Genomic DNA, 19,632 nt, shown 5'->3' on the forward strand with positions numbered 1-19,632 from the left:
ATGGCACAGGACATTCTGGTATTGAACAGCGGTTCGTCGTCGCTCAAGTTCGGCGTGTTTGCGCCGGACGGCGGCGACGAAAAAGCGTGGCTGACAGGAAGCGCGAAAGGCATTGGCCGTGAAGACGGATCGCTGAGCATGCGTTCGCTGGATGGCTCAATAGACGTTCAGCAAAGCCATGTAATGGAGTCACAGCACGACGCGCTTCAGCATATGGCCGACGCCTTGCACGAGCATCTTGAAGAGCCGCTGGTAGCGGTCGGTCATCGAATCGTGCATGGCGGTCCGCATTTGCGAACGCATGCGCGGATCACGGACGAAGTCACGCAGACTCTTCGCGACGCGGTGCAGTTCGCGCCGCTGCATTTGCCGCAGTCGCTCGAGTTGCTCGAACAGGCGCAGGACATCTTCAAGGACGTTCCGCATTACGCCTGTCTCGACACCGCGTTCCACCAGACCATGCCCGCCCGCGCCACGCATCTGGCCTTGCCGAAGCATTACGCCGACGAAGGCGTGGTGCGCTACGGGTTCCACGGTTTATCGTATGAATCAATTGTGGCGAGTCTCGGCAACGATCTTCCCGAGCGCCTCGTGGTCGCGCATCTGGGCAGCGGCGCGAGCCTTTGCGCGATCCACAACGGCCGGTCAATCGATACCACCATGGGCCTCACGCCGACCGGCGGCATTCCCATGGCAACACGTACCGGCGATCTCGATCCCGGCGTGTTTGTCTACCTGATGCGAACGGGCGGCATGGATGCCGATGCGGTCGAACATCTGATCAACAAGGACAGTGGTCTCAAAGGTCTTTCCGATTCAAACGACGACATGCAGTCGCTTCTGCAACGCGGCGACGCGGACGCAGAACTCGCAATCGATGTTTTTTGCACCGCGGTGCGCAAGACAATCGGCGCATATGCGGCGCTGATGGGCGGCCTCGATCGCGTTGTGTTCACGGGGGGCATCGGCGAACATGCCGGCGCCATACGCGAACGCATCTGCAAAGGCCTCGATTTTCTCGGCGTCCAGTTCGATGTGATCGAAACGCAGGAAGAACGCCAGATCGCGCGGCATTGCCGCACGCTTCTGACTCTCAATAGTTAGCGTGGTGTGGTGAACGGTCGGCGCCGGATCGAATCCTGCGCCGACCGTTATTGCCGGATCGTTTTATTCGCTCGCATGCGTGCCGCCGCCATGCGCGCCGCGCCAGAAAAGCACTTGCTCGGCCGCGGAGATCAACGTGTCGAGCGACACCGGCTTCGTCAACGAAAGATCGAATAACTTCATGCGCGTGCGGCTCTCATCCGTGCCGGGCGTGTAGCCAGTCAGCGCAATCGCGGGCAAGCCAGCGAGCCGCGGATTCGCACGAATCTGATCGATGAGTTCATCGCCGTCCATGCCGGGCATGCTGATATCGCAGAGCATCAGGTCGACGGGTTCACGATCGAGGAATGTGAGCGCTTCGCGGGCGTTGTGGACAGTCGCAACTGCGGCGCTTTCGAGTTGCAGCAAGGCGGCGAACGCATTGGCTGTTTCCGGATCGTCGTCGACCACCAGCACACGTACGCCGGAAAGTGACCCGCTACGCTCATGCGCTTCGCCGCTGTCCGGCCTGCCATCGACAAGCGGCAGCCAGACGCTCATGGTCGTCCCGTGCCCCACGCCTTCGGAGTGCGCAGACACGCGGCCCGCATGCATCTCCACAAGCTGTTTCACGAGCGCGAGCCCGATACCCATTCCATCTCCCGTGGCGCGCCGCGCTTCAATACCTTGCGAGAACATCTCGAAGACATGCGGCAGCACAGGCGCTTTGATACCAATGCCGGTATCGGTGACATCGATACGGAGTTCGTCCCCTTCCTTCTTCAGACGCACGGACACCGAGCCGCCGTGCGGCGTGAACTTCAGCGCATTGGATAGCAGGTTCCATATGATCTGGTCGAAACGTACAGGATCGACCTTGGTCCACACCGGCTCGGCCAGTCCATCGAATGACAGCTTTATGCCGCGCGATGCCGCGTCGGTCTCGATTGCATCCGCGATGGAGGCGAGCATCTTCGCAACGTCGCTCGTGGCGAGATTGAGCGCGAGCTTGCCGGTGCGCACACGCGACAGATCCAGCAAGTCGTCGATGATCTTCGCCTGGCCCCGTACCGCCCGTTTGATCGCATCCGCAGCGAGCTTGATAGCGGGCACACCGCGCGCCTCAGGGATCCGAGGCAACATTTCCGCTTTCACCTGGATCAGGTTGAGCGGATGTTTCAGCTCGTGCGACAGGACAGCCAGAAAATCGTCCTTCAACCGGTTCGCGGCCTCTGCCCGCGCGCGCACCACGCGTTCTTCTTCGAGTTGAACCTGGCGTGCGTCTTCCTGCGTCTTGCGGTCGGTCAGATCGCGCAGGATCTTTGCGTAGCCGGTGAATTTCGGATCGTTCAGCGGCGTCACTACACCGCTGCAATAAACCTTGCGCCCGCCTTTTGCGATGTGCCAGCGCTCGTCGTCGGCGCGTCCGTCATGCTGCGCAATCTCGCGCTCGCGGCTGGCAACGCCATCCTTGTTATCAGAAGCGCTGTAGATCACATCGATATTCTGGCCCACCGCCTCGCGCTCCGTGTAGCCGAACACGCGCTCGGCCCCGGCGTTCCAGCTCACGATGCGACCGTCCAGGTCCTGCACGATGATCGCAAAGTCGTTGGTCGTTTGCGCAGCGAGCCGCATGCGCTCTTCGCCGGCGCGCAGGTTTGCCTCGGCGTCGCGGCGCGCCGTGGTTTCAACGAGACTCAACACTGCGCCATCGATTCGATCGTCCGCCGTCCGGTACGGAAGCAGGCGCGCAAGGAAGCATCGGCCGTCGTTGGTCGCCACTTCCCGTTCGATCAGCCTCAGCGACTGGAACGTGGCGCTGACGTCGTTGGCGAGTTCGGGATAATTCAGCTTGTGCGTGATGTCGAAAAGCGAACGCCCCACGTCCGCGCTGATCAGGTTGAACACGGTCGTCGCGCTCGGCGTATAACGCTTGATGCACATAGCGCGGTCGACGAAGATGGTCGCAATGTCGGTGGACGTGATCAGGTTCTGCAGGTCGTCGTTAGCCTTGCCTGTTTCCTCGATCTTCGCCTGCAGCTCGGCGTTGACCGTAATGAGTTCCTCATTGACGGACTGCAACTCTTCCTTGCTCGTCTCGAGTTCTTCCGTCGCAGATCTCAACTCTTCATTGATGGCCTGCAGTTCTTCGTTCGATGCCTTCAATTCCTCTGTCGATGTTTCGTATTGCTCGATAGTCGTCTGCAGTTGCTGCTTGCTCAGGTGCAATTCCTGTTCGAGCTGCTGCATCACGGTATCTTGACCGGCGTCACGCTCAGTCACCACCGCGCTTTCCGTCATTGCCTCCTGCACTTCATCGAACAGCACGAGGATGAAGTCGGCATCCGCGGCGGCGTCATGAAACGGGCGCACGGTCATGTTCACGAACGAAGGACGCCCGTCGCGCTGCAACTTCACGCGCCGCGCTTCCACGCTGTTGCCCGTCTGTACCGCCTGAAACAGCGCCGTGCGCAGATCGAGCCGCAGCTCGGGCTGAACTACCGCAATCAAGTTGTTCGAAGGTTCACCGCCGACGTATCTCAGGAAACGTCCGGCGTTGTCGGACATATGCACGATCTTCGAATCACGATTCACGATTACGCTCGGCGGTGCATATTGCTCCAGCACGCGCTGGTGCAGCGCGCTGAAGGAAAAGTTGCGGCGCCCCGGAATCAGCGCGTAACCGTCTTCTTCCGTGCTCGTGGCGCGTCCCTGGTCTGCCAAAGCCGGCGATGTCAGCGCAGGCCGGTTCGGCAGCTTGGCCGCTTTCGCTCTATACACCCGGTTCTTCTTATCCACCACGGCGAAAAGATCTTCCACCGAGTCGGCCGACTCGGAGCTGCCGAGGAAGAGATATCCGTTGGGATAAAGCGCGTAGTGAAACATCTCGAGCACCTGATTCTGCACGCTGCGGTCGAGATAGATCAGCAGGTTGCGGCACGAGACAATATCGAGTCGCGAAAAAGGCGGATCGCGCAGCACGTTGTGCATGGCAAACAGGATCTTTTCGCGAATGCTCTTAACGACCTCGTAGTGCGCGCCGGTCTTGACAAAAAACTGTCGCAATGACGAAGGTGGCACGTCCGTGATGATCGATTCCGGATACACGCCGGCTCGCGCGCGGCTGACCGCGCTTTCATCGATGTCCGTTGCAAACACCTGAATGTTGGCCGTGGACCGCAGCAAATCACGCTGCTCGGTCAGGAGCATGGCGAGCGAATACGCCTCCTCTCCCGAGGAACATCCCGCCACCCACGCCCTCACCTGGTCCCCGTCGTTCTTGCCATTAAAAAGCGCGGGCATGACGTCGCGCTCGACGGTTTCGAAAGCTTCCCGGTCGCGAAAAAAACTCGTCACGCCAATTAACATGTCCTTGAGCAACGCGCTGGTTTCGCGAGGGTTTTCCCGAAGCAACAAACGGTATTCGATCAGATCCGGCACGCTATTGACCTGCAAGCGGCGCTCGATGCGGCGCAACATGGTTGCCCGCTTGTAGAAACGAAAATCGTGGCCTGTACGCGTACGCAGTGTAGAGAGGATGTCCTGAAGCGCAACCTCCGCTTCGCCGCGCCGGTCGGCCCGATCATTCGGATTTACCGCAGGCGGATCGGCTTCGGGCAGCGCGATGCGCTTCGCGTTGTTCCAGATATCGAGCAAGCGCTGCGGCATCTCCACAGCCGGCAAAATCAGATCGACCTGATCCGTATGAATGGCGTTCTGCGGCATCTCCGGGTATTCAGCGTCGTTCGGTTCCTGCGCGAGCGTGACGCCGCCCCGCTCTTTTACCGAAGCAATGCCGACTGCGCCATCGCTGCCCGTTCCCGACATCACGATGCACATGACGTACTGGCCGTGCGCCTCGGCAAGGCTCCGAAACATCCTGTCGATACTGACGGGGCGTCCGAAATTCGGCTCGACGTCGCGCGCGTCCAGATGTCCGTCTGTCATCGTCAGGCTCTTGCCTGGCGCAATGACGTAGACGTGGTTCGCTTCAATGGACGTGGGGCCGCTGACCTGTTTGACGCGCATGCGGGTCACGTTCTGCAGAACTTTGTCGGCGCTGCTGACATGCTTGGCCGACAAATGCAATACGACGACAAACGCCATGCCCATGTCGGCCGGCGCGTTTTCGAAAAACCGCAGGAGTGCCTGAACGCCGCCCGCGGACGCACCTATTCCAACAACCGGAAAGCCGAGCGAACCCGGACTGTACGCGTCTCCAGGGCCATCCGCGGCCGTGCTCTCGCGGCCAGCGCCATCGCTCTCTGGCGGGACCGCTGATGTTGATGTCTCACTCACTCCCTGGGCCTCGGTTATTAACATTCAAGGGTCGACAGGCGCAGATCCGGTGGACGACAAACACGCAGGCCAACGTTGATTCCGACAGCCTGATTCCCACCTATACATCTGCGAAAAAGTCAGCTGGCGCCGTGGCGGAGCCAAAGCGCTTCGCTCGCGGCGGTGACCTCATTTCGCTCCAGACGCTTCTGGTGAAGCGCTCACAGCGGCTGACGGCTGCATGTCATTTTGGATTTGCATCGACTCGCAATTTTAACTCTTATATGGAGCGAGCCGACGCTAACACCACGCGGTGGCGTAGCGAACTGAAAATGCCTCCGTTGCATGGAAGCTAAAATCCGCGAGGAACGCCTTGCAGTTTTGAACACGGAAAGTGGTGAATGACCCTTTTTGCATTCTGAACATTCTGCTATGTCGGGTCAACTGTTCCCGTTGGCGTCCAGGATCATGCCGCGCCGCCGTACGCCGAACATCAGGGCGGTTGATTAGCTCGTTGAAGGCAATATGCTGGAAAACACCTGTTTTGCTGTATCGATGATCACGCTGCCCTGCTCCGGATCGCCTTGCAGCAAAGTCGATGCAAACGCCTTCGCCTGTTTCAACGTCATGTGCGGCGGCAACGGCGGCACGTTAGGGTCGGTCTTTACTTCGATGAGCACCGGCCGGTCCGAAGCAAAAGCTTCATCGAATACGGCGCCCAAGCGCTCCGGGTCATCCACATAAACACCCTTCATGCCGATAAGCTCCGCAAACTTGTGGTACGGCACGTCGGGGATTTGCTGCGATGCTTCAAACTTGGGATCGCCCTCGACCACGCGTTGTTCCCATGTCACCTGGTTCAGATCCTGATTGTTGAAAACGACGCAGACCCAGGCGGCATCGGACGGCTTCCAGTACTTCATCAGCGTGATCAGCTCGGCCATGTTGTTCATCTGCATGGCGCCGTCTCCGACCATCGCGACCACGGGCCTGTCGCGGTATGCAAAGCGGGCAGCAATTGCGTAGGGAACGGCCGCGCCCATGGAAGCAAGACCGCCCGACAACGAGCACATCATGCCGCTCCTGATCTGCACGTCGCGTGCAAACCAGTTCGCGCACGATCCCGAATCGCTGGTCACGATAGCGTTGTCCGGCAAACGCGACGACAACTCCAAAGCCACGCGCTGCGGATTGACTGGCGTGGCGCTTTGCATCGCGCGGTCGTGGAGCGTTTCCTGCCAGCTGCGGTTCCATCGAGAGATGCGGTCACGCCAGCTTCCCGTCGTCTTCTGCTCGAGCAACGGCAGCAGCGCTCGCAAGGTTTCGGCCGCGTCGCCTTGCAGGTTCACATCCATGGGATATCGCAAGCTCAGCATGTCGCCTTTCAAGTCGATCTGGACGCCGCGCGCCTGACCCTCCTTCGGCAAGAATTCGGCATATGGGAAACCCGAACCAACCATCAGCAAGGTGTCGCATTCGGTCATCAATTTGTAGCTAGGCTCGGTGCCGAGCAAGCCAATGGAACCCGTCACCCACGGCAAGTCATCGGGCAACACGGCCTTGCCGAGCAGCGCTTTTGCAACGCCCGCACCAAGTGTGTCGGCAACCGCGATCAGTTCGTCTTTTGCGTTCAACGCGCCCGCGCCCACGAGAATGGCGACACGGCGTCCTTCATTAAGTACGGCCGCCGCGCGCTCCAGATCCGCGGCATAGGGAACCACTTTCGGCGCGGTCCAGCCCACGCCCGAATGCAATGTTCCGTGCGCCCGCTCCGGTTCCTCGTAAGGCAATTCCTGCAAGTCGTTCGGCAGAATGATTGCCGTCACGCGTCGCTCGGATAACGCAATCCGCACCGCGCGGTCAACGAGATGACGCACTTGGGAAGGCACCATCGCTTGCTGCACGAACGATCCGGCGACGTCCTTGAACATCGACGATAAATCCAGCTCCTGCTGGTAATGCCCGCCAAGCGCAGTGCGAGCCTGCTGCCCGACAATGGCGAGCACGGGCATGTGGTCCATGCGTGCATCGTAGAGGCCGGTAATCAAGTGCGATGCACCCGGTCCCGATGTCGCAATGCATACGCCGAGTTCGCCGGTGAACTTGGCGTGCGCGCATGCCATGAAGGCGGCCATTTCCTCGTGCCGCGCCTGAATGAAATCGATCTTGTCCGGCGCGCGGCGCATTGCGCCGAATACGCCGTTGATGCCGTCGCCGGGATAGCCGAACATCTTGCGCACGCCCCACGCATGAAGCCTCGCCACGATAAAGTCGCCCACTGTCTGCGCCATTGCATTCTCCTGCACGTTTGTCTGCGTTCATGTGAAAAAGCGCGACTGCAAGGCCGCGCTTTTTTTCAATCAAACCTCTGAAGGGTCACTGTCCCTTCGTATCGCTGCTTGCGTTCGCGCCCGGCATGTTGGTGGTATCGGTCGCGGATTTGTGGGCCATCTTCTTGTGCGATTTGCCGCTCTTCGACATCGTGCCGGATGCCGGATCGCCGCCGCTCGTCATGCCCGCGGTCGCTGCGCTATGCGCGTTGCCGCCGCCCGATCCGCCATTGCCATTGCCGCCACCCGAACCTCCGCCCGCGCCGCTTTGCGCCAACGCAACCGTCGATACAACCGCAAACAATCCCGCGAACAACACTCGCTTTGCATCTTTCATAAATCAACTCCTGAAGTTCCGATCAACCCGTGCTTTACTGCGCGGACACGCCCTTTTTCGTCGCCAGGTCCTGCGCCATCTTGTAGTGCTCCTGGATGGTCGGCAGCGCCTTTGTAGCAGCCTTCTTCAGGTCGGCATTCTGTCCGTCGGAAATCTCTTTCTGGAATGCATCGACCGCTTGCTTGTGGCCTTCGACGCCAACCTTGGTGATATACGCCGTGTCGAACTCCTTGCCCTTCAACGGCTTCAGCGAATCCAGAATGGACGTGTCGGAATTGTCCTTCGGCACCGTTACGCCCTTGGGCGCAGCCATCTTCAACTGAACGGTGAGCTTGGTGTGATCCATCATCATGTGACGCGCAAATGACTTCACGTCCTTGTCGCTGGAATGAGTCATCGCGATCTTGCCGGCGTCGATTTCCGTGGACGAGGACATCGATGCCGCCTGCACGAATGCTTTATCCGTATCGGACAGCGGGTTCGCCATCGTCGTGGACGCGGCTTCCGTTTGTGCGTGGACCAGCGGGGCGCTCGTAATCAGGCAAGCGGCAAACAAGATGGAAAGAGTCTTAGTCTTCATTCGGTTCTCCGTAAAAACAAAAAGGATCAGCTTCGTACTTAGGCCACAGCAACCCTCGTACCCAAAGGACCCAGGCGTGCTAATATTTACTGTATATCCGTACAGTAAATATGCCCGAGCAACCTGGTTACGTCATTGCGGTCCGCGCGCTTTGCGAATTCACCGCAAAGCAAGGCGATCTGGATCTGCGCTTCACGCCATCGCCCACTGCGCAGCAAGGCATGGACGGGCATAAGGTCGTCACCGGCCGTCGCCACGACGGTTATCAAGCCGAAATCACGCTGTCCGGTACATGCGGCGTATTGCATGTGCGTGGCCGCGCCGACGGTTACGATCCGGTCCTGAACCAGCTCGAGGAAATCAAGACGTATCGCGGGAAGCTGGATGCCATTCCGGAGAATCATCGCCATTTGCATTGGGCGCAGGCCCGCATTTACGGTTGGCTGTGCTGCGAGAAAATGGCCTTGCGTGAGATCAACATCGCGCTTGTGTACTTCGATATCGCGAGCGGCAAAGAAACGGTATTCATCGAAACGCAATCGGCCGAAGCGCTACGTGCGTACTTCGAACTGCAATGTTCGCGGTTTATCGATTGGGCGCGGCACGAACTCGAACACGCCGCGCGGCGCAATACGTCGCTCGGAGAAATGGTTTTCCCGCATGCATCGTTTAGAACAGGACAGCGTGAACTAGCGGCTTCGATCTACCGCGCAGCCATACACGGGCGCTGTGTAATGGCGCAAGCGCCAACGGGCATAGGCAAGACGCTTGGCAGCCTGTTTCCACTTCTGAAAGCGTGGCCCGCGAAGCAACTCGACAAGATATTCTTTCTGACTGCCAAGAGCTCCGGGCGCCAGCTCGCACTCGACGCCCTCACTACATTGGGCCGCGAAATCCCGTTGCGCGTGATCGAACTCGTGGCGCGCGACAAAGCTTGCGAACATCCCGACAAAGCCTGTCACGGCGAGTCCTGCCCGCTTGCGCGCGGCTTCTACGATCGCCTTCCCGCTGCGCGCGAAGCGGCATTGAAAGTGACACAGCTTCGTCGCGATGCACTCCGCGAAGTCGCGCTCGATCATGCGGTATGTCCGTATTACCTGAGCCAGGAACTCGCGCGGTGGAGCGACGTGATTGTCGGCGATTACAACTATTACTTCGATACCAACGCAATGCTCTTCGCGCTCGCGGAGTCAAAGGAATGGCGCGTGAGCGTGCTCGTGGACGAAGCGCACAACCTGGTGGAGCGCGGACGCGCAATGTATTCGGCGACGCTCGACGAAGGGCATTTCCGCAAGGTTCGCCGCTCTGCGCCGGCGCCGCTCAAGCGCGCTTTCGACCAGATCGGCCGCGCATGGAAAACGCTCGCAAGTCAGCAAAGTGTGGAATACGCCGTGCAAGAAACGCTGCCGGCGCGGTTGCTGGAAACGCTCGAAAACATGATCGCGGTCGTCACGGAATTCATCGGTGAACAACCGGCCGCGCTCAATCGCGACATGCTGCGTTTTTACTTCGATGCCATGCATTTCGTGCGCATCGCGGAACGCTTCGGTACGCATACCGTCTTCGACATCACGCTTGCGGGTCCGCGCAATCAAAGCGTGCTGTGTCTGCGCAACCGCGTACCCGCGCCGCATCTCAAGGCGCGTTTTGCGCGTGCGCATTCGGTCGCGCTGTTCTCGGCCACGCTCGCGCCTGCGCATTTTTATCGTGACATGCTCGGCCTGCCTGAGACGTGCGTGGACGTCGATGTCGCTTCGCCGTTCCAGGCCGAACAACTGGAAGTGCGCGTGGTGGCGAACGTGTCCACGCGTTATCGCGATCGCGAACAATCGGTGCCGCAACTGGTCGAGCTGATTGCCTCGCAGTATCGGCGAACGCCCGGCAACTACCTCAGCTTTTTCAGCAGCTTCGACTATATGGATCGAGTGGCAGACGCGTTGCGCTGCGAGCATCCGGACATTCCCGTCTGGCAACAAACGCGATCCATGAGCGAAGCCGATCAGCACGCATTTCTAGCGCGCTTCACTGAATCGAGCCGCGGCGTTGGTTTCGCCGTGCTTGGCGGATCCTTCGGCGAAGGCATCGATCTCGCGGGTAAACGCTTGATCGGCGTATTTATCGCGACCCTCGGGTTGCCGCAACTCAACCCGGTCAACCAGCACATGAAAGCGCATATGGACCGCGAATTCGGCGCAGGATACGACTACACGTATCTGTTTCCGGGCGTGCAGAAAGTGGTGCAAGCGGCAGGCCGGGTCATTCGTGGACAGGACGATCGCGGGGTGTTGTATTTGATCGACGACCGCTTCGCGCGTCCAGAAGTGCGCCGGCTATTCCCCGCGTGGTGGGACGTGAAAATCGTGCGTCATGTGGCTGTAAGTCAGGCACCCGTATTGCTCTAGATGTGTCACCCCCACACAAGGAGCCGTCATGGCCAACACTCAAAAGCAAGACGCGTTATCAATGCTCGAAGAAGAGCATCGGGCAGTGGAAAAGCTGTTTGAAGCATTCGAACGCGCCGAAGAACACGACCTCGAACGCAAGGCCACGCTGGTTCAACGTGCGTGCGAGCTGCTGACCATGCACGCCATAGTAGAAGAAGAAATCCTGTATCCGGCCGCGAAAGACGCGCTAGGCGAAGACGATAAAGACGACGTCAACGAAGCATACGTAGAGCATTTTCTCGTCAAGACGCTGATCGAGAAATTCACGACGATGAAAGCCGGCGACGAAGGCTTCGATGCAACGTTCAAGGTGTTGACCGAGTGCGTGAACCATCACGTTGAAGAAGAGGAATCGGAATTGTTTCCGGAACTTCGCAAGCAAAAGCTCGATCTGGAGGCGATGGGCGAACGCATTGCGAAGCGCCGCGACGCACTTCAGAATAAGATCACGGAAGTTGCCACCGCTCAGTAGGGCGGTAGAAGTTTAAACAGAGCAGCCGCTTTTTATATTCCCGCAGTTTTGCTAACATGCGCAAAAACTGCGGGTCGCGCGCCGACCCGATGCATACGTCCTGCACCGCGCGTGCGGCTGTTTCTGGAGGCGACTTGTGACCCTTTTTGTCTACATCAACACGGGCGGCCACGAACACGTTCGCGAAAGCGATTTGTTCGAGATTGATGCCGCGGGGTTTCTCGTCGACATGGGTTCTGTGCTGGTCGACCATTGCAGCAACGCGGTTGCAGCGACGGCACGTCCGGCGCTGCAGCAGGCCATTCGCCGTATCAAGTCGGGCGACACGCTCGTTGTGTCGCGCCTGGGATATCTTGGCAGTGGCATCAGCGACGTCGTTTCCACGCTCGCCACGCTTGCTGTCAAACGGGCGCACGCCGTTTGTCTCGATGCAGGCAAAAATGATCTTTGCGTTATCGGCGACAACTCGCCAGTGCGAATCCTCCAGCTCGCCGCGGAACTCGAACGCGACGCCAAGCGCGCCCGCGCACTCGACGCCGCTGCCATCGCCAAACAAGTCGGAGCGCCGCAAGGACGGCCGGCTTCGTTATCGGCTTCACAAAGGCAGCAGGCACTTAGCGCATTGGCTTCGGGCAGCACGGTAACCGCCGTTGCCCGGATTCTCAGCACGTCGCGGCAGACCATCATCCGTTTGCGCGATTCGGCGAGACACGCGGCGGTGCAGGATGGCATGACCGCCGCGACGATCGCGACGCATCTGGACAGCTAACAGGGCGCGATGAATGAGAGAGCAATATCCCGCACGTCTGGAAGCTTGAGATCGCGGAAAATCGGCGGATTGATTCTGAAAGGAAATTTCGCCGATGGACCTCGACACTACGGTTATAACCGCACGCATCAACGCAATCGACTGGCACAGAATAGAAGACGATCTGAATCGCTATGGCTGTGCGACCGTCGAGCGCCTCCTGACTGCCGCCGAATGTGACATGCTCGTCGCGCTATACGCTCAGGACGATTTATATAGAAGTCGTGTTGTGATGGCTCGGCACGGATTCGGACGTGGCGAATACAGGTATTACGCTTATCCGTTGCCCGCAATAATCAGCGAGTTACGGCAGACGGCTTATTCCCATCTTGCGCCAGTTGCAAACCGATGGAATGCATCGATGGGTATCGAGACACGGTATCCGGCGAATCATGCGGACTTTATTCGGAAATGCCACGCCGCAGGGCAAACCCGGCCAACGCCGCTGATCCTCCAATACGATGAAGGCGACTACAACTGCCTGCATCAGGACCTGTACGGTGAGCACGTGTTTCCGCTACAGCTGGCAATCCTGCTGTCCGTGCCGGGGCGTGACTTTACAGGCGGCGAATTCGTGATGACGGAGCAGCGGCCGCGCATGCAATCGCGGGCCGAAGTCGTGCCGCTTGCTCAAGGCGATGCCGTGGTCTTCGCCGTGCACCACCGGCCAGTGAACGGAACGCGTGGGGTGTACAGGGTCAATTTGCGGCATGGAGTGAGTCGGCTGCGCTCGGGGCATCGGCATACGGTAGGCGTTATTTTTCACGATGCAACGTGATCAAAGCGCAGGGTAAATTGTTTAACGCCTACTCGTTCTCATCGAAGTAATGCCCGAACTTCACCTGCTTCGTCTTGATATACCGCTCATTTTCCTCGCGCATCGGAATAGCCAGTGCAACACGCTCGCACACCGGAATGTCGTGCTTGAGAAGCGTATCGAATTTCGACGGGTTGTTGCTCATCAAGCGCACCGAACGCACATCCAGCGCACGCAAGATCGCTGCGGCCGAATCGTATTCGCGTGCATCGTCGGGAAGACCGAGATGCAGGTTGGCATCGACGGTGTCGTAACCCTGCTCTTGCAGCGCATACGCGCGGATCTTGTTTGCGAGCCCGATGCCACGGCCTTCATGACCGCGCAAATACAACAGGATCCCGCGGTTTTCCGCCGCTATATATCGCATTGCCAGATCGAGCTGTTCGCCGCAATCGCAGCGGTAGGAGCCAAACACATCGCCGGTAACGCATTCGGAATGCAGGCGGCAAAGTACGGATTCGCCGTTGGCGACGTCGCCCATGATCAGCGTCAGATGTTCCGCGCCGGTGCTTTTCACGCGATACACATGGGACTCGAACACGCCGTAACGCGTGGGAATCGTGGCTTTCGCCACGAGTTCGACGCATTCGTCGTTGACAGCTTCGGCAGTCGATGCCGTTGAATCGGAAACGTTTTTCATGTTCTCTTGTACAGCATTTATGGGCGCGGACCGCGTGCGGGAAGGCTTTTAGCCTGCCCGCTGAACCGGTAACTTTATCAAGATGCGGTGTCGCCCGGTCCGACATGTTAAAACGCCGGGGAAATATTTGCAGCCTGCGCGGTGCAACCGCGGCTTCGCGCATGAAATTTCACGCTTGCGGGGCGAATCCCGCATATCGAAAGAAGAACGTCTCGCTTCGATAAAAATTCCCTCATTGGTAAAGTCACGGCTACCTGGATAACTCACCGACCCCACTCCATGCCCAATAAAAGCCGCTCGTCCCTCGCCCTTCCCCACATGGTCCGCGCTGCGGGCGCCGCGTTGATCGCGCTTGCAGCGTCCAGCACTATTTGCAGTTCGGCGCACGCGGCGGGCAAAACGCTGGTGTTTTGCTCGGAAGGCAGTCCGGCGGGCTTCGATTCGGCGCAATACACGACCAGCACGGACTTCGATGCCGGCGCGCACGCTGTCTATGACACGCTGGTCGAATTCAAGCGCGGTTCGCTAGATCTCGTTCCCGGTCTCGCCGAAAAATGGGACGAATCCGCCGACGCCAAGACTTTCACGTTCCATCTCCGGCACGGCGTCAAGTTCCAGACCACAGACTGGTTCAAACCCACGCGCGACTTCAACGCGGACGACGTCGTCTTTACGTTCAAGCGCATGATCGACCCGGAAAATCCGTTCCAGAAGGCGCACCCGGTCAGCTTCCCTTACTTGAGCGACCTTGGTTACGACAAGAATATTGCATCGGTTGAAAAACTCGATGACTACACCGTGCGCTTCACGTTGCACACGTCCGACGTGGTTTTCGTGCGCAATATCGCGATGGAATTTGCGTCCATTCTTTCGGCGCAATATGCCGACCAGCTGCTCAAGGCGGGCAAAACCGAGGAACTGAATCAGAAGCCCGTTGGCACCGGCCCGTTCGTGTTCCGCGATTATCAGAAGGACGCAACGATCCGTTACGACGCACATCCGGATTTCTGGAACAAGAAGGACGTGCATATTTCGAAGCTGGTTTTTTCGATTACGCCCGATGCCGCCGTGCGCATGCAGAAACTCACGAGTGGCGAATGCCAGATGACGTCGTACGCCCGGCCGGCCGATATCCAGAGCGCGCGCAACAATCCGAAGCTGGCGGTGCTATCGAGCGTCGGGTTCAACGTGGCTTATGTCGGCTACAACACGACGCACAAGCCGCTCGACAACGTGCTGGTCCGGCGCGCGCTGGATATGTCCATCGACAAACAGGCAATCCTGAAGAGCGTGTATGAAGGTGCGGCGACCGTCGCATCGAACCCGATGCCGCCCTCGCAATGGTCCTACAACAAGGCGTTGAAAGACGCGCCGTATGATCCGGCAAAAGCGCGCGACTTGTTGAAGCAAGCAGGTTTTCCGAATGGCTTTGCCATCTCGCTCTGGGCCATGCCCGTGCAGCGCGGTTACAACCCGAACGCGCGGCTGATGGCGCAATTGATCCAGTCGGACTGGGCGAAGATTGGCGTGAAAGCGAATATCGTCTCGTACGAATGGGCCGAGTACAACAAGCGAGCGAAACAGGCCGGCGAGCACGATGCCATTCTCTACGGATGGATGGGCGACAACGGCGACCCGGACAACTGGCTCGGCACCACGCTCGGTTGCGACGCCGTTCACGGCAGCAACATGGCGAAGTGGTGCAACAAGCAGTTCGACGATCTTCTTGGAAAAGCGCGCCTCGTTACCGACCAGAACGCTCGCACGAAGCTTTATGAAGAGGCGCAAGTCGTGTTCAAGGATCAGGTTCCTTACACACCGCTTGCTCACGCCAACGCGTTCCAGCTGATGACGAAAAACGTGAAAGGTTACGAACTGAGCCCGTTGGGCGGGCATCGGTTCGATGGGGTTTCGCTGGATTAAAAGGTCCGAGCGCGGCGGCGGACACGAAGTCCGCCGCCTTACCGTTAAGCCGGTTGCTCGAAACTTCCCGGGCTCTTGTCCGTCGCGCTCCATTGCGGCGTGCGCGTCTTGTCGGCCTTCGCCAATCCCGCCTTCAACCCTTCCAGATCGAAATCCTTGGTGTAGACCGGCGTTCCCGGCTGCTGACGCCAGGAATTGTCGATACCGCCGTTATCGAAGGCATCGAAACCTGTTTCATTCACCAGTTGCAGCACGACCGCCTTGGCGTCGGCGGCATCGCCCGAAACCGGCAGCGCAATGCGTCCCTGCGTGCCTTCGGGCTTGCCGTGATTGCGCAAGTGTTCGGCGTAGATATTGTTGAACGCCTTGATGACCGGACGCCCGATCTGCTGCGCGACCCACTCGCTTTCCAGCATGCCTGACTCGATTCCATGGATCCGCCCATCGCGCTCACGCGGATAATAATTGCCGGTATCGATAATCACCGTGGTTTCCGGCACGTCCGCGAACAAATCCGCCGGCAGATTCAACACCTTCTTTTCTGGAATCGTCACCACGATCACATCGGCGCCACGGACGACATCGGCCAGTTCCGCGGCCTTCGCGCCCGTTTCAGCGGCGACATTGGCGAGCGTATCCGGCCCGCGCGAATTGCCGATCAGCACCTCATGACCGTGCTCGGCCCATCGCAGCGCCAGCACCTGACCAATGTTTCCTGCCCCAATAATGCCGATCTTCATACACCCTCCTTTCGTTTAGATGCCCGTCGCACAAGGGCGCAACGGCTATGCCTGAGATTGCCGGACGCGCTAGAATGCCCGCCGCGGACTGGCCCATAGGTAATTCGCATCGGCCTCATTGAATCATTCGATTTTCCTAATCAAGGGCAAACCCGCATACTTCATCTCATTCCTTAACCGCTTCAACACTTCAACACAAGGACTCACGCAATGCCGATCATCAACAGCCAGGTCAAACCGTTCAAAGCAACCGCTTTCCACAATGGCGATTTCGTGCCGGTTACCGAAGAAAGCCTAAAGGGCAAGTGGTCCGTTCTGGTGTTCTACCCGGCTGACTTCACCTTCGTTTGCCCGACGGAACTCGGCGATCTGGCCGACCGTTACGCAGAATTCAAGAAGCTGGGCGTTGAAATCTACAGCGTATCGACCGACACGCACTTCACGCACAAGGCATGGCACGACACGTCGGACACGATCGGCAAGATCGAATATCCGATGATCGCCGATCCGACGCTGGCAATCTCGCGCAACTTCGACGTGCTGATTGAAGAAGAAGGCATGGCGCTGCGCGGCACGTTCGTGATCAACCCGGAAGGCGAAGTCAAGCTGTGCGAAGTCCACGACAACGGCATTGGCCGTGACGCCGGCGAATTGCTGCGCAAGGTTCAGGCAGCGCAATACATCGCGGCACATCCGGGTGAAGTCTGCCCCGCCAAGTGGACGCCGGGCGCTGAAACGCTGACGCCGTCGCTCGACCTGATCGGCAAGATCTAAGCTGCTTCGTAGCTTGAAAAAAGCTTAAAAATAGTTGTAAAGCGCTGTACCGTCCGGGCCGTTCGCGGCCCGGCTGTCTGTCAGCACGCCTCCCGAACAAAATCATCATTAAACGGACTCGAAACCGCCATGCTGGAAGCCAACCTCAAGACTCAGTTGAAAGCGTATCTGGAAAAGGTCAGCCGGCCGATCGAGATCGTCGCTTCCCTCGATGACTCGCCGAAATCGGTCGAGTTGAAAGACTTGCTGCAGGAAATCGCCACGCTGTCGGACCGCATCGCGGTGATCGAAAAGCGCGACGACGACCAGCGCAAGCCGTCGTTTTCCATCGGCGAACCGGGCAAGCCTACGGGCATCCGCTTCGCAGGCATTCCGATGGGCCATGAATTCACGTCGCTCGTGCTGGCGCTGCTGCAAACCGGCGGCCACCCAGTCAAGCTCGACGACGCCGTGATCGAACAGATCCGCTCGCTCGACGGCGACTACCAGTTTGAAACGTATATCTCGCTGTCGTGCCAGAACTGCCCGGAAGTCGTGCAGGCGCTGAACGTGATGGCGCTCATCAACCCGCGCATCCGCCAGGTCACCATCGACGGCGCGTTGTTCCAGGACGAAGTCGAGAAGCGCCAGATCATGGCCGTGCCGACCGTCTACATGAACGGCGAAGTGTTCGGCCAAGGGCGTACCGGCGTGAAGGAAATCCTGGCCAAGCTCGACAGCAACGCTGGCGCGCGGGCCGCGAAGGAAATTGAAGGCAAAGGCACGTTCGACGTGCTGATCGTCGGCGGCGGACCTGCCGGCGCGGCTGCGGCAATCTACGCGGCACGCAAGGGCATTTCGACGGGCGTGGCGGCAGAACGCTTCGGCGGCCAGGTGCTGGATACGCTTGCCATCGAAAACTTCGTTTCCGTGAAAGAGACGGAAGGCCCGCAATTCGCGACGGCGCTGGAACAGCACGTCAAGAGCTACGAAGTCGACATCATGGACGTGCAACGTGCCGAAGCGCTCGTGCCGGGCAAGATCCACGAAGTGCGGCTCGCCAACGGCGCGGTGCTGAAAGCGAAGACGATCGTGCTGGCGACCGGCGCACGGTGGCGCGAAATCAACGTGCCGGGTGAGAAGGAATATCGCAATCATGGCGTGGCGTACTGCCCGCATTGCGATGGTCCGCTCTTCAAGGGCAAGCGCGTTGCGGTGATCGGCGGCGGCAATTCGGGCGTGGAAGCGGCGATCGATCTGGCGGGTATCGTCAGCGCGGTTACCTTGATTGAATTTGGCGCCGAGTTGCGTGCCGATGCTGTTTTGCAGCGCAAGCTGCGCAGCATGAAGAACGTGACGATCATCACGCAAGCGCAGACCACGGAAGTCACCGGCGACGGCAAGAAAGTCGACGGTCTCTCGTACAAGGACCTGCGTTCGGGTGAAGCGAAGCACATCGAGCTGGAAGGCGTGTTCGTGCAGATCGGTCTCGTGCCGAATACCGAATGGCTCAAGGGCACGATCGAGTTGTCGCGTCACGGCGAAATCGTGGTCGATGCCAAGGGCGCAACGTCAGTGCCGGGCGTGTTTGCCGCTGGCGACGTCACGACCGTTCCGTACAAGCAGATCGTGATTGCGGTCGGCGAAGGCGCGAAGGCTTCGTTGAGCGCGTTCGATTACCTGATCCGCAATTCGGTATCGGAAGACGTGGAAGTTGCAGCTGAAGAAGTAGTTGCCTGAGTCTGGTTTGCGATTTTAATTCTGTTGCCGGCGGGATTTTAATCCGCTAGTCAAAATGCTCTACGGAACGCCCGATAATCGCGATGCAATCGATTATCGGGCGTTTTGTTTTTCTCTCGTAATCATCTGATGAAAAGCTAAAGTTTCTTTTTTGCTTGCCGTTGATATCGGAAGCTGACAAACATCTGCCCGAGGTCGACAGTCATGGGAATCCTGGATAGCACCTTTTCTACTCTCTTTCGCGGCAGCGGACGCTCCAATCCCGCGGTGACGCAAAGACTCGAGCGCACACTCGAACGCGAAAGCGCATTGCGGCGCGAACTGGCGCAATTGAAAACGCGGGTATCGGCAAGCGCGCCCGAGCTTCAGGTCAAGATGGACCTGATGCAATTCGATGTCGCGCAGGAAAAAGCGGCGGTCGCGAGTCTGACTGCGGCGCTGATGCAAGCACAAGAAGATCTGGAACTTGAGAAGGCGAACCGGTCGGCCGCGATCCATTTGCTCAAGAAACATGGCGTGGTGGATGGCCTCGCGTATTCCAGCTTTACGCGCGAGGAACGGGTCGAACTGATTGCATCGGCCATGGACGAAGTGGTTGGCAGTGAGACAACCATTCGATGGAAAGCACGGTCGCCGGCGAGCACCAGGTCGCAGTCGGGGAAAGGTGCTTGACATGGCGTCGGGGTA

At 58.9% G+C, this 19,632-nt stretch carries 15 protein-coding genes; 9 read left to right on the forward strand and 6 right to left on the reverse strand.

What is annotated here, in order from left to right:
* Positions 1-1,104, forward strand: coding sequence for an acetate/propionate family kinase (locus ASG35_RS28455; RefSeq protein ID WP_056365652.1), 1,104 nt, complete (start codon positions 1-3; stop codon positions 1,102-1,104).
* Between the two features lie 63 nt (positions 1,105-1,167).
* Here ASG35_RS28455 and ASG35_RS28460 read toward each other — a convergent pair whose 3' ends face one another.
* The 4 genes from ASG35_RS28460 to ASG35_RS28475 all read right to left on the reverse strand — a co-directional run bounded on the left by ASG35_RS28460 (position 1,168) and on the right by ASG35_RS28475 (position 8,608).
* Positions 1,168-5,382: a CheR family methyltransferase gene (locus ASG35_RS28460; RefSeq protein ID WP_235527755.1), complete on the reverse strand. Its 4,215-nt coding sequence runs from the start codon at positions 5,380-5,382 to the stop codon at positions 1,168-1,170.
* Between the two features lie 485 nt (positions 5,383-5,867).
* Positions 5,868-7,652, reverse strand: coding sequence for a thiamine pyrophosphate-requiring protein (locus ASG35_RS28465; RefSeq protein WP_056365655.1), 1,785 nt, complete (start codon positions 7,650-7,652; stop codon positions 5,868-5,870).
* A gap of 85 nt (positions 7,653-7,737) precedes the next feature.
* Positions 7,738-8,028, reverse strand: a complete 291-nt coding sequence (locus tag ASG35_RS28470) for a hypothetical protein (RefSeq protein WP_056365658.1) — start codon at positions 8,026-8,028, stop codon at positions 7,738-7,740.
* Positions 8,029-8,062: 34 nt separating this feature from the next.
* On the reverse strand, positions 8,063-8,608 hold the full coding sequence (locus ASG35_RS28475; protein ID WP_082508655.1) for a DUF4142 domain-containing protein: 546 nt from the start codon (positions 8,606-8,608) through the stop codon (positions 8,063-8,065).
* A 110-nt stretch (positions 8,609-8,718) separates the two neighbouring features.
* Here ASG35_RS28475 and ASG35_RS28480 point away from each other — a divergent pair, with 110 nt between their 5' ends.
* From ASG35_RS28480 to ASG35_RS28495, 4 genes are all read left to right on the forward strand, one after another.
* Positions 8,719-11,010, forward strand: coding sequence for an ATP-dependent DNA helicase (locus ASG35_RS28480; RefSeq protein WP_056365661.1), 2,292 nt, complete (start codon positions 8,719-8,721; stop codon positions 11,008-11,010).
* Positions 11,011-11,038: 28 nt separating this feature from the next.
* A complete protein-coding gene (locus ASG35_RS28485) occupies positions 11,039-11,524 on the forward strand; it encodes a hemerythrin domain-containing protein (protein ID WP_056365664.1) in 486 nt (161 codons plus the stop codon).
* A gap of 136 nt (positions 11,525-11,660) precedes the next feature.
* The gene (locus tag ASG35_RS28490) at positions 11,661-12,293 is read left to right on the forward strand and encodes a recombinase family protein (RefSeq protein ID WP_056365667.1); all 633 of its coding nucleotides are present in this window, start codon (positions 11,661-11,663) and stop codon (positions 12,291-12,293) included.
* A gap of 94 nt (positions 12,294-12,387) precedes the next feature.
* On the forward strand, positions 12,388-13,110 hold the full coding sequence (locus ASG35_RS28495; RefSeq protein WP_056365670.1) for a 2OG-Fe(II) oxygenase: 723 nt from the start codon (positions 12,388-12,390) through the stop codon (positions 13,108-13,110).
* 28 nt (positions 13,111-13,138) lie between these two features.
* Here ASG35_RS28495 and ribA read toward each other — a convergent pair whose 3' ends face one another.
* A complete protein-coding gene (ribA, locus tag ASG35_RS28500; protein ID WP_056365674.1) occupies positions 13,139-13,789 on the reverse strand; it encodes a GTP cyclohydrolase II in 651 nt (216 codons plus the stop codon).
* 279 nt (positions 13,790-14,068) lie between these two features.
* Here ribA and ASG35_RS28505 point away from each other — a divergent pair, with 279 nt between their 5' ends.
* The gene (locus tag ASG35_RS28505) at positions 14,069-15,712 is read left to right on the forward strand and encodes an ABC transporter substrate-binding protein (protein WP_056365678.1); all 1,644 of its coding nucleotides are present in this window, start codon (positions 14,069-14,071) and stop codon (positions 15,710-15,712) included.
* Positions 15,713-15,756: 44 nt separating this feature from the next.
* Here ASG35_RS28505 and ASG35_RS28510 read toward each other — a convergent pair whose 3' ends face one another.
* Entirely contained in the window at positions 15,757-16,452 is a 696-nt protein-coding gene (locus ASG35_RS28510) for an NADPH-dependent F420 reductase (RefSeq protein WP_056365680.1), read from the reverse strand.
* 210 nt (positions 16,453-16,662) lie between these two features.
* Between ASG35_RS28510 and ahpC the strand changes: the two genes are divergently transcribed.
* The 3 genes from ahpC to ASG35_RS28525 all read left to right on the forward strand — a co-directional run bounded on the left by ahpC (position 16,663) and on the right by ASG35_RS28525 (position 19,617).
* On the forward strand, positions 16,663-17,226 hold the full coding sequence (gene ahpC / locus ASG35_RS28515) for an alkyl hydroperoxide reductase subunit C (protein WP_056365683.1): 564 nt from the start codon (positions 16,663-16,665) through the stop codon (positions 17,224-17,226).
* Between the two features lie 129 nt (positions 17,227-17,355).
* On the forward strand, positions 17,356-18,945 hold the full coding sequence (gene ahpF / locus ASG35_RS28520) for an alkyl hydroperoxide reductase subunit F (protein WP_056365686.1): 1,590 nt from the start codon (positions 17,356-17,358) through the stop codon (positions 18,943-18,945).
* A 204-nt stretch (positions 18,946-19,149) separates the two neighbouring features.
* The gene (locus ASG35_RS28525) at positions 19,150-19,617 is read left to right on the forward strand and encodes a hypothetical protein (RefSeq protein ID WP_056365689.1); all 468 of its coding nucleotides are present in this window, start codon (positions 19,150-19,152) and stop codon (positions 19,615-19,617) included.
* Positions 19,618-19,632 lie beyond the last annotated feature (15 nt).

This window comes from Burkholderia sp. Leaf177 (assembly GCF_001424345.1).
In the GTDB taxonomy this organism is placed as follows: Bacteria; Pseudomonadota; Gammaproteobacteria; order Burkholderiales; family Burkholderiaceae; genus Caballeronia.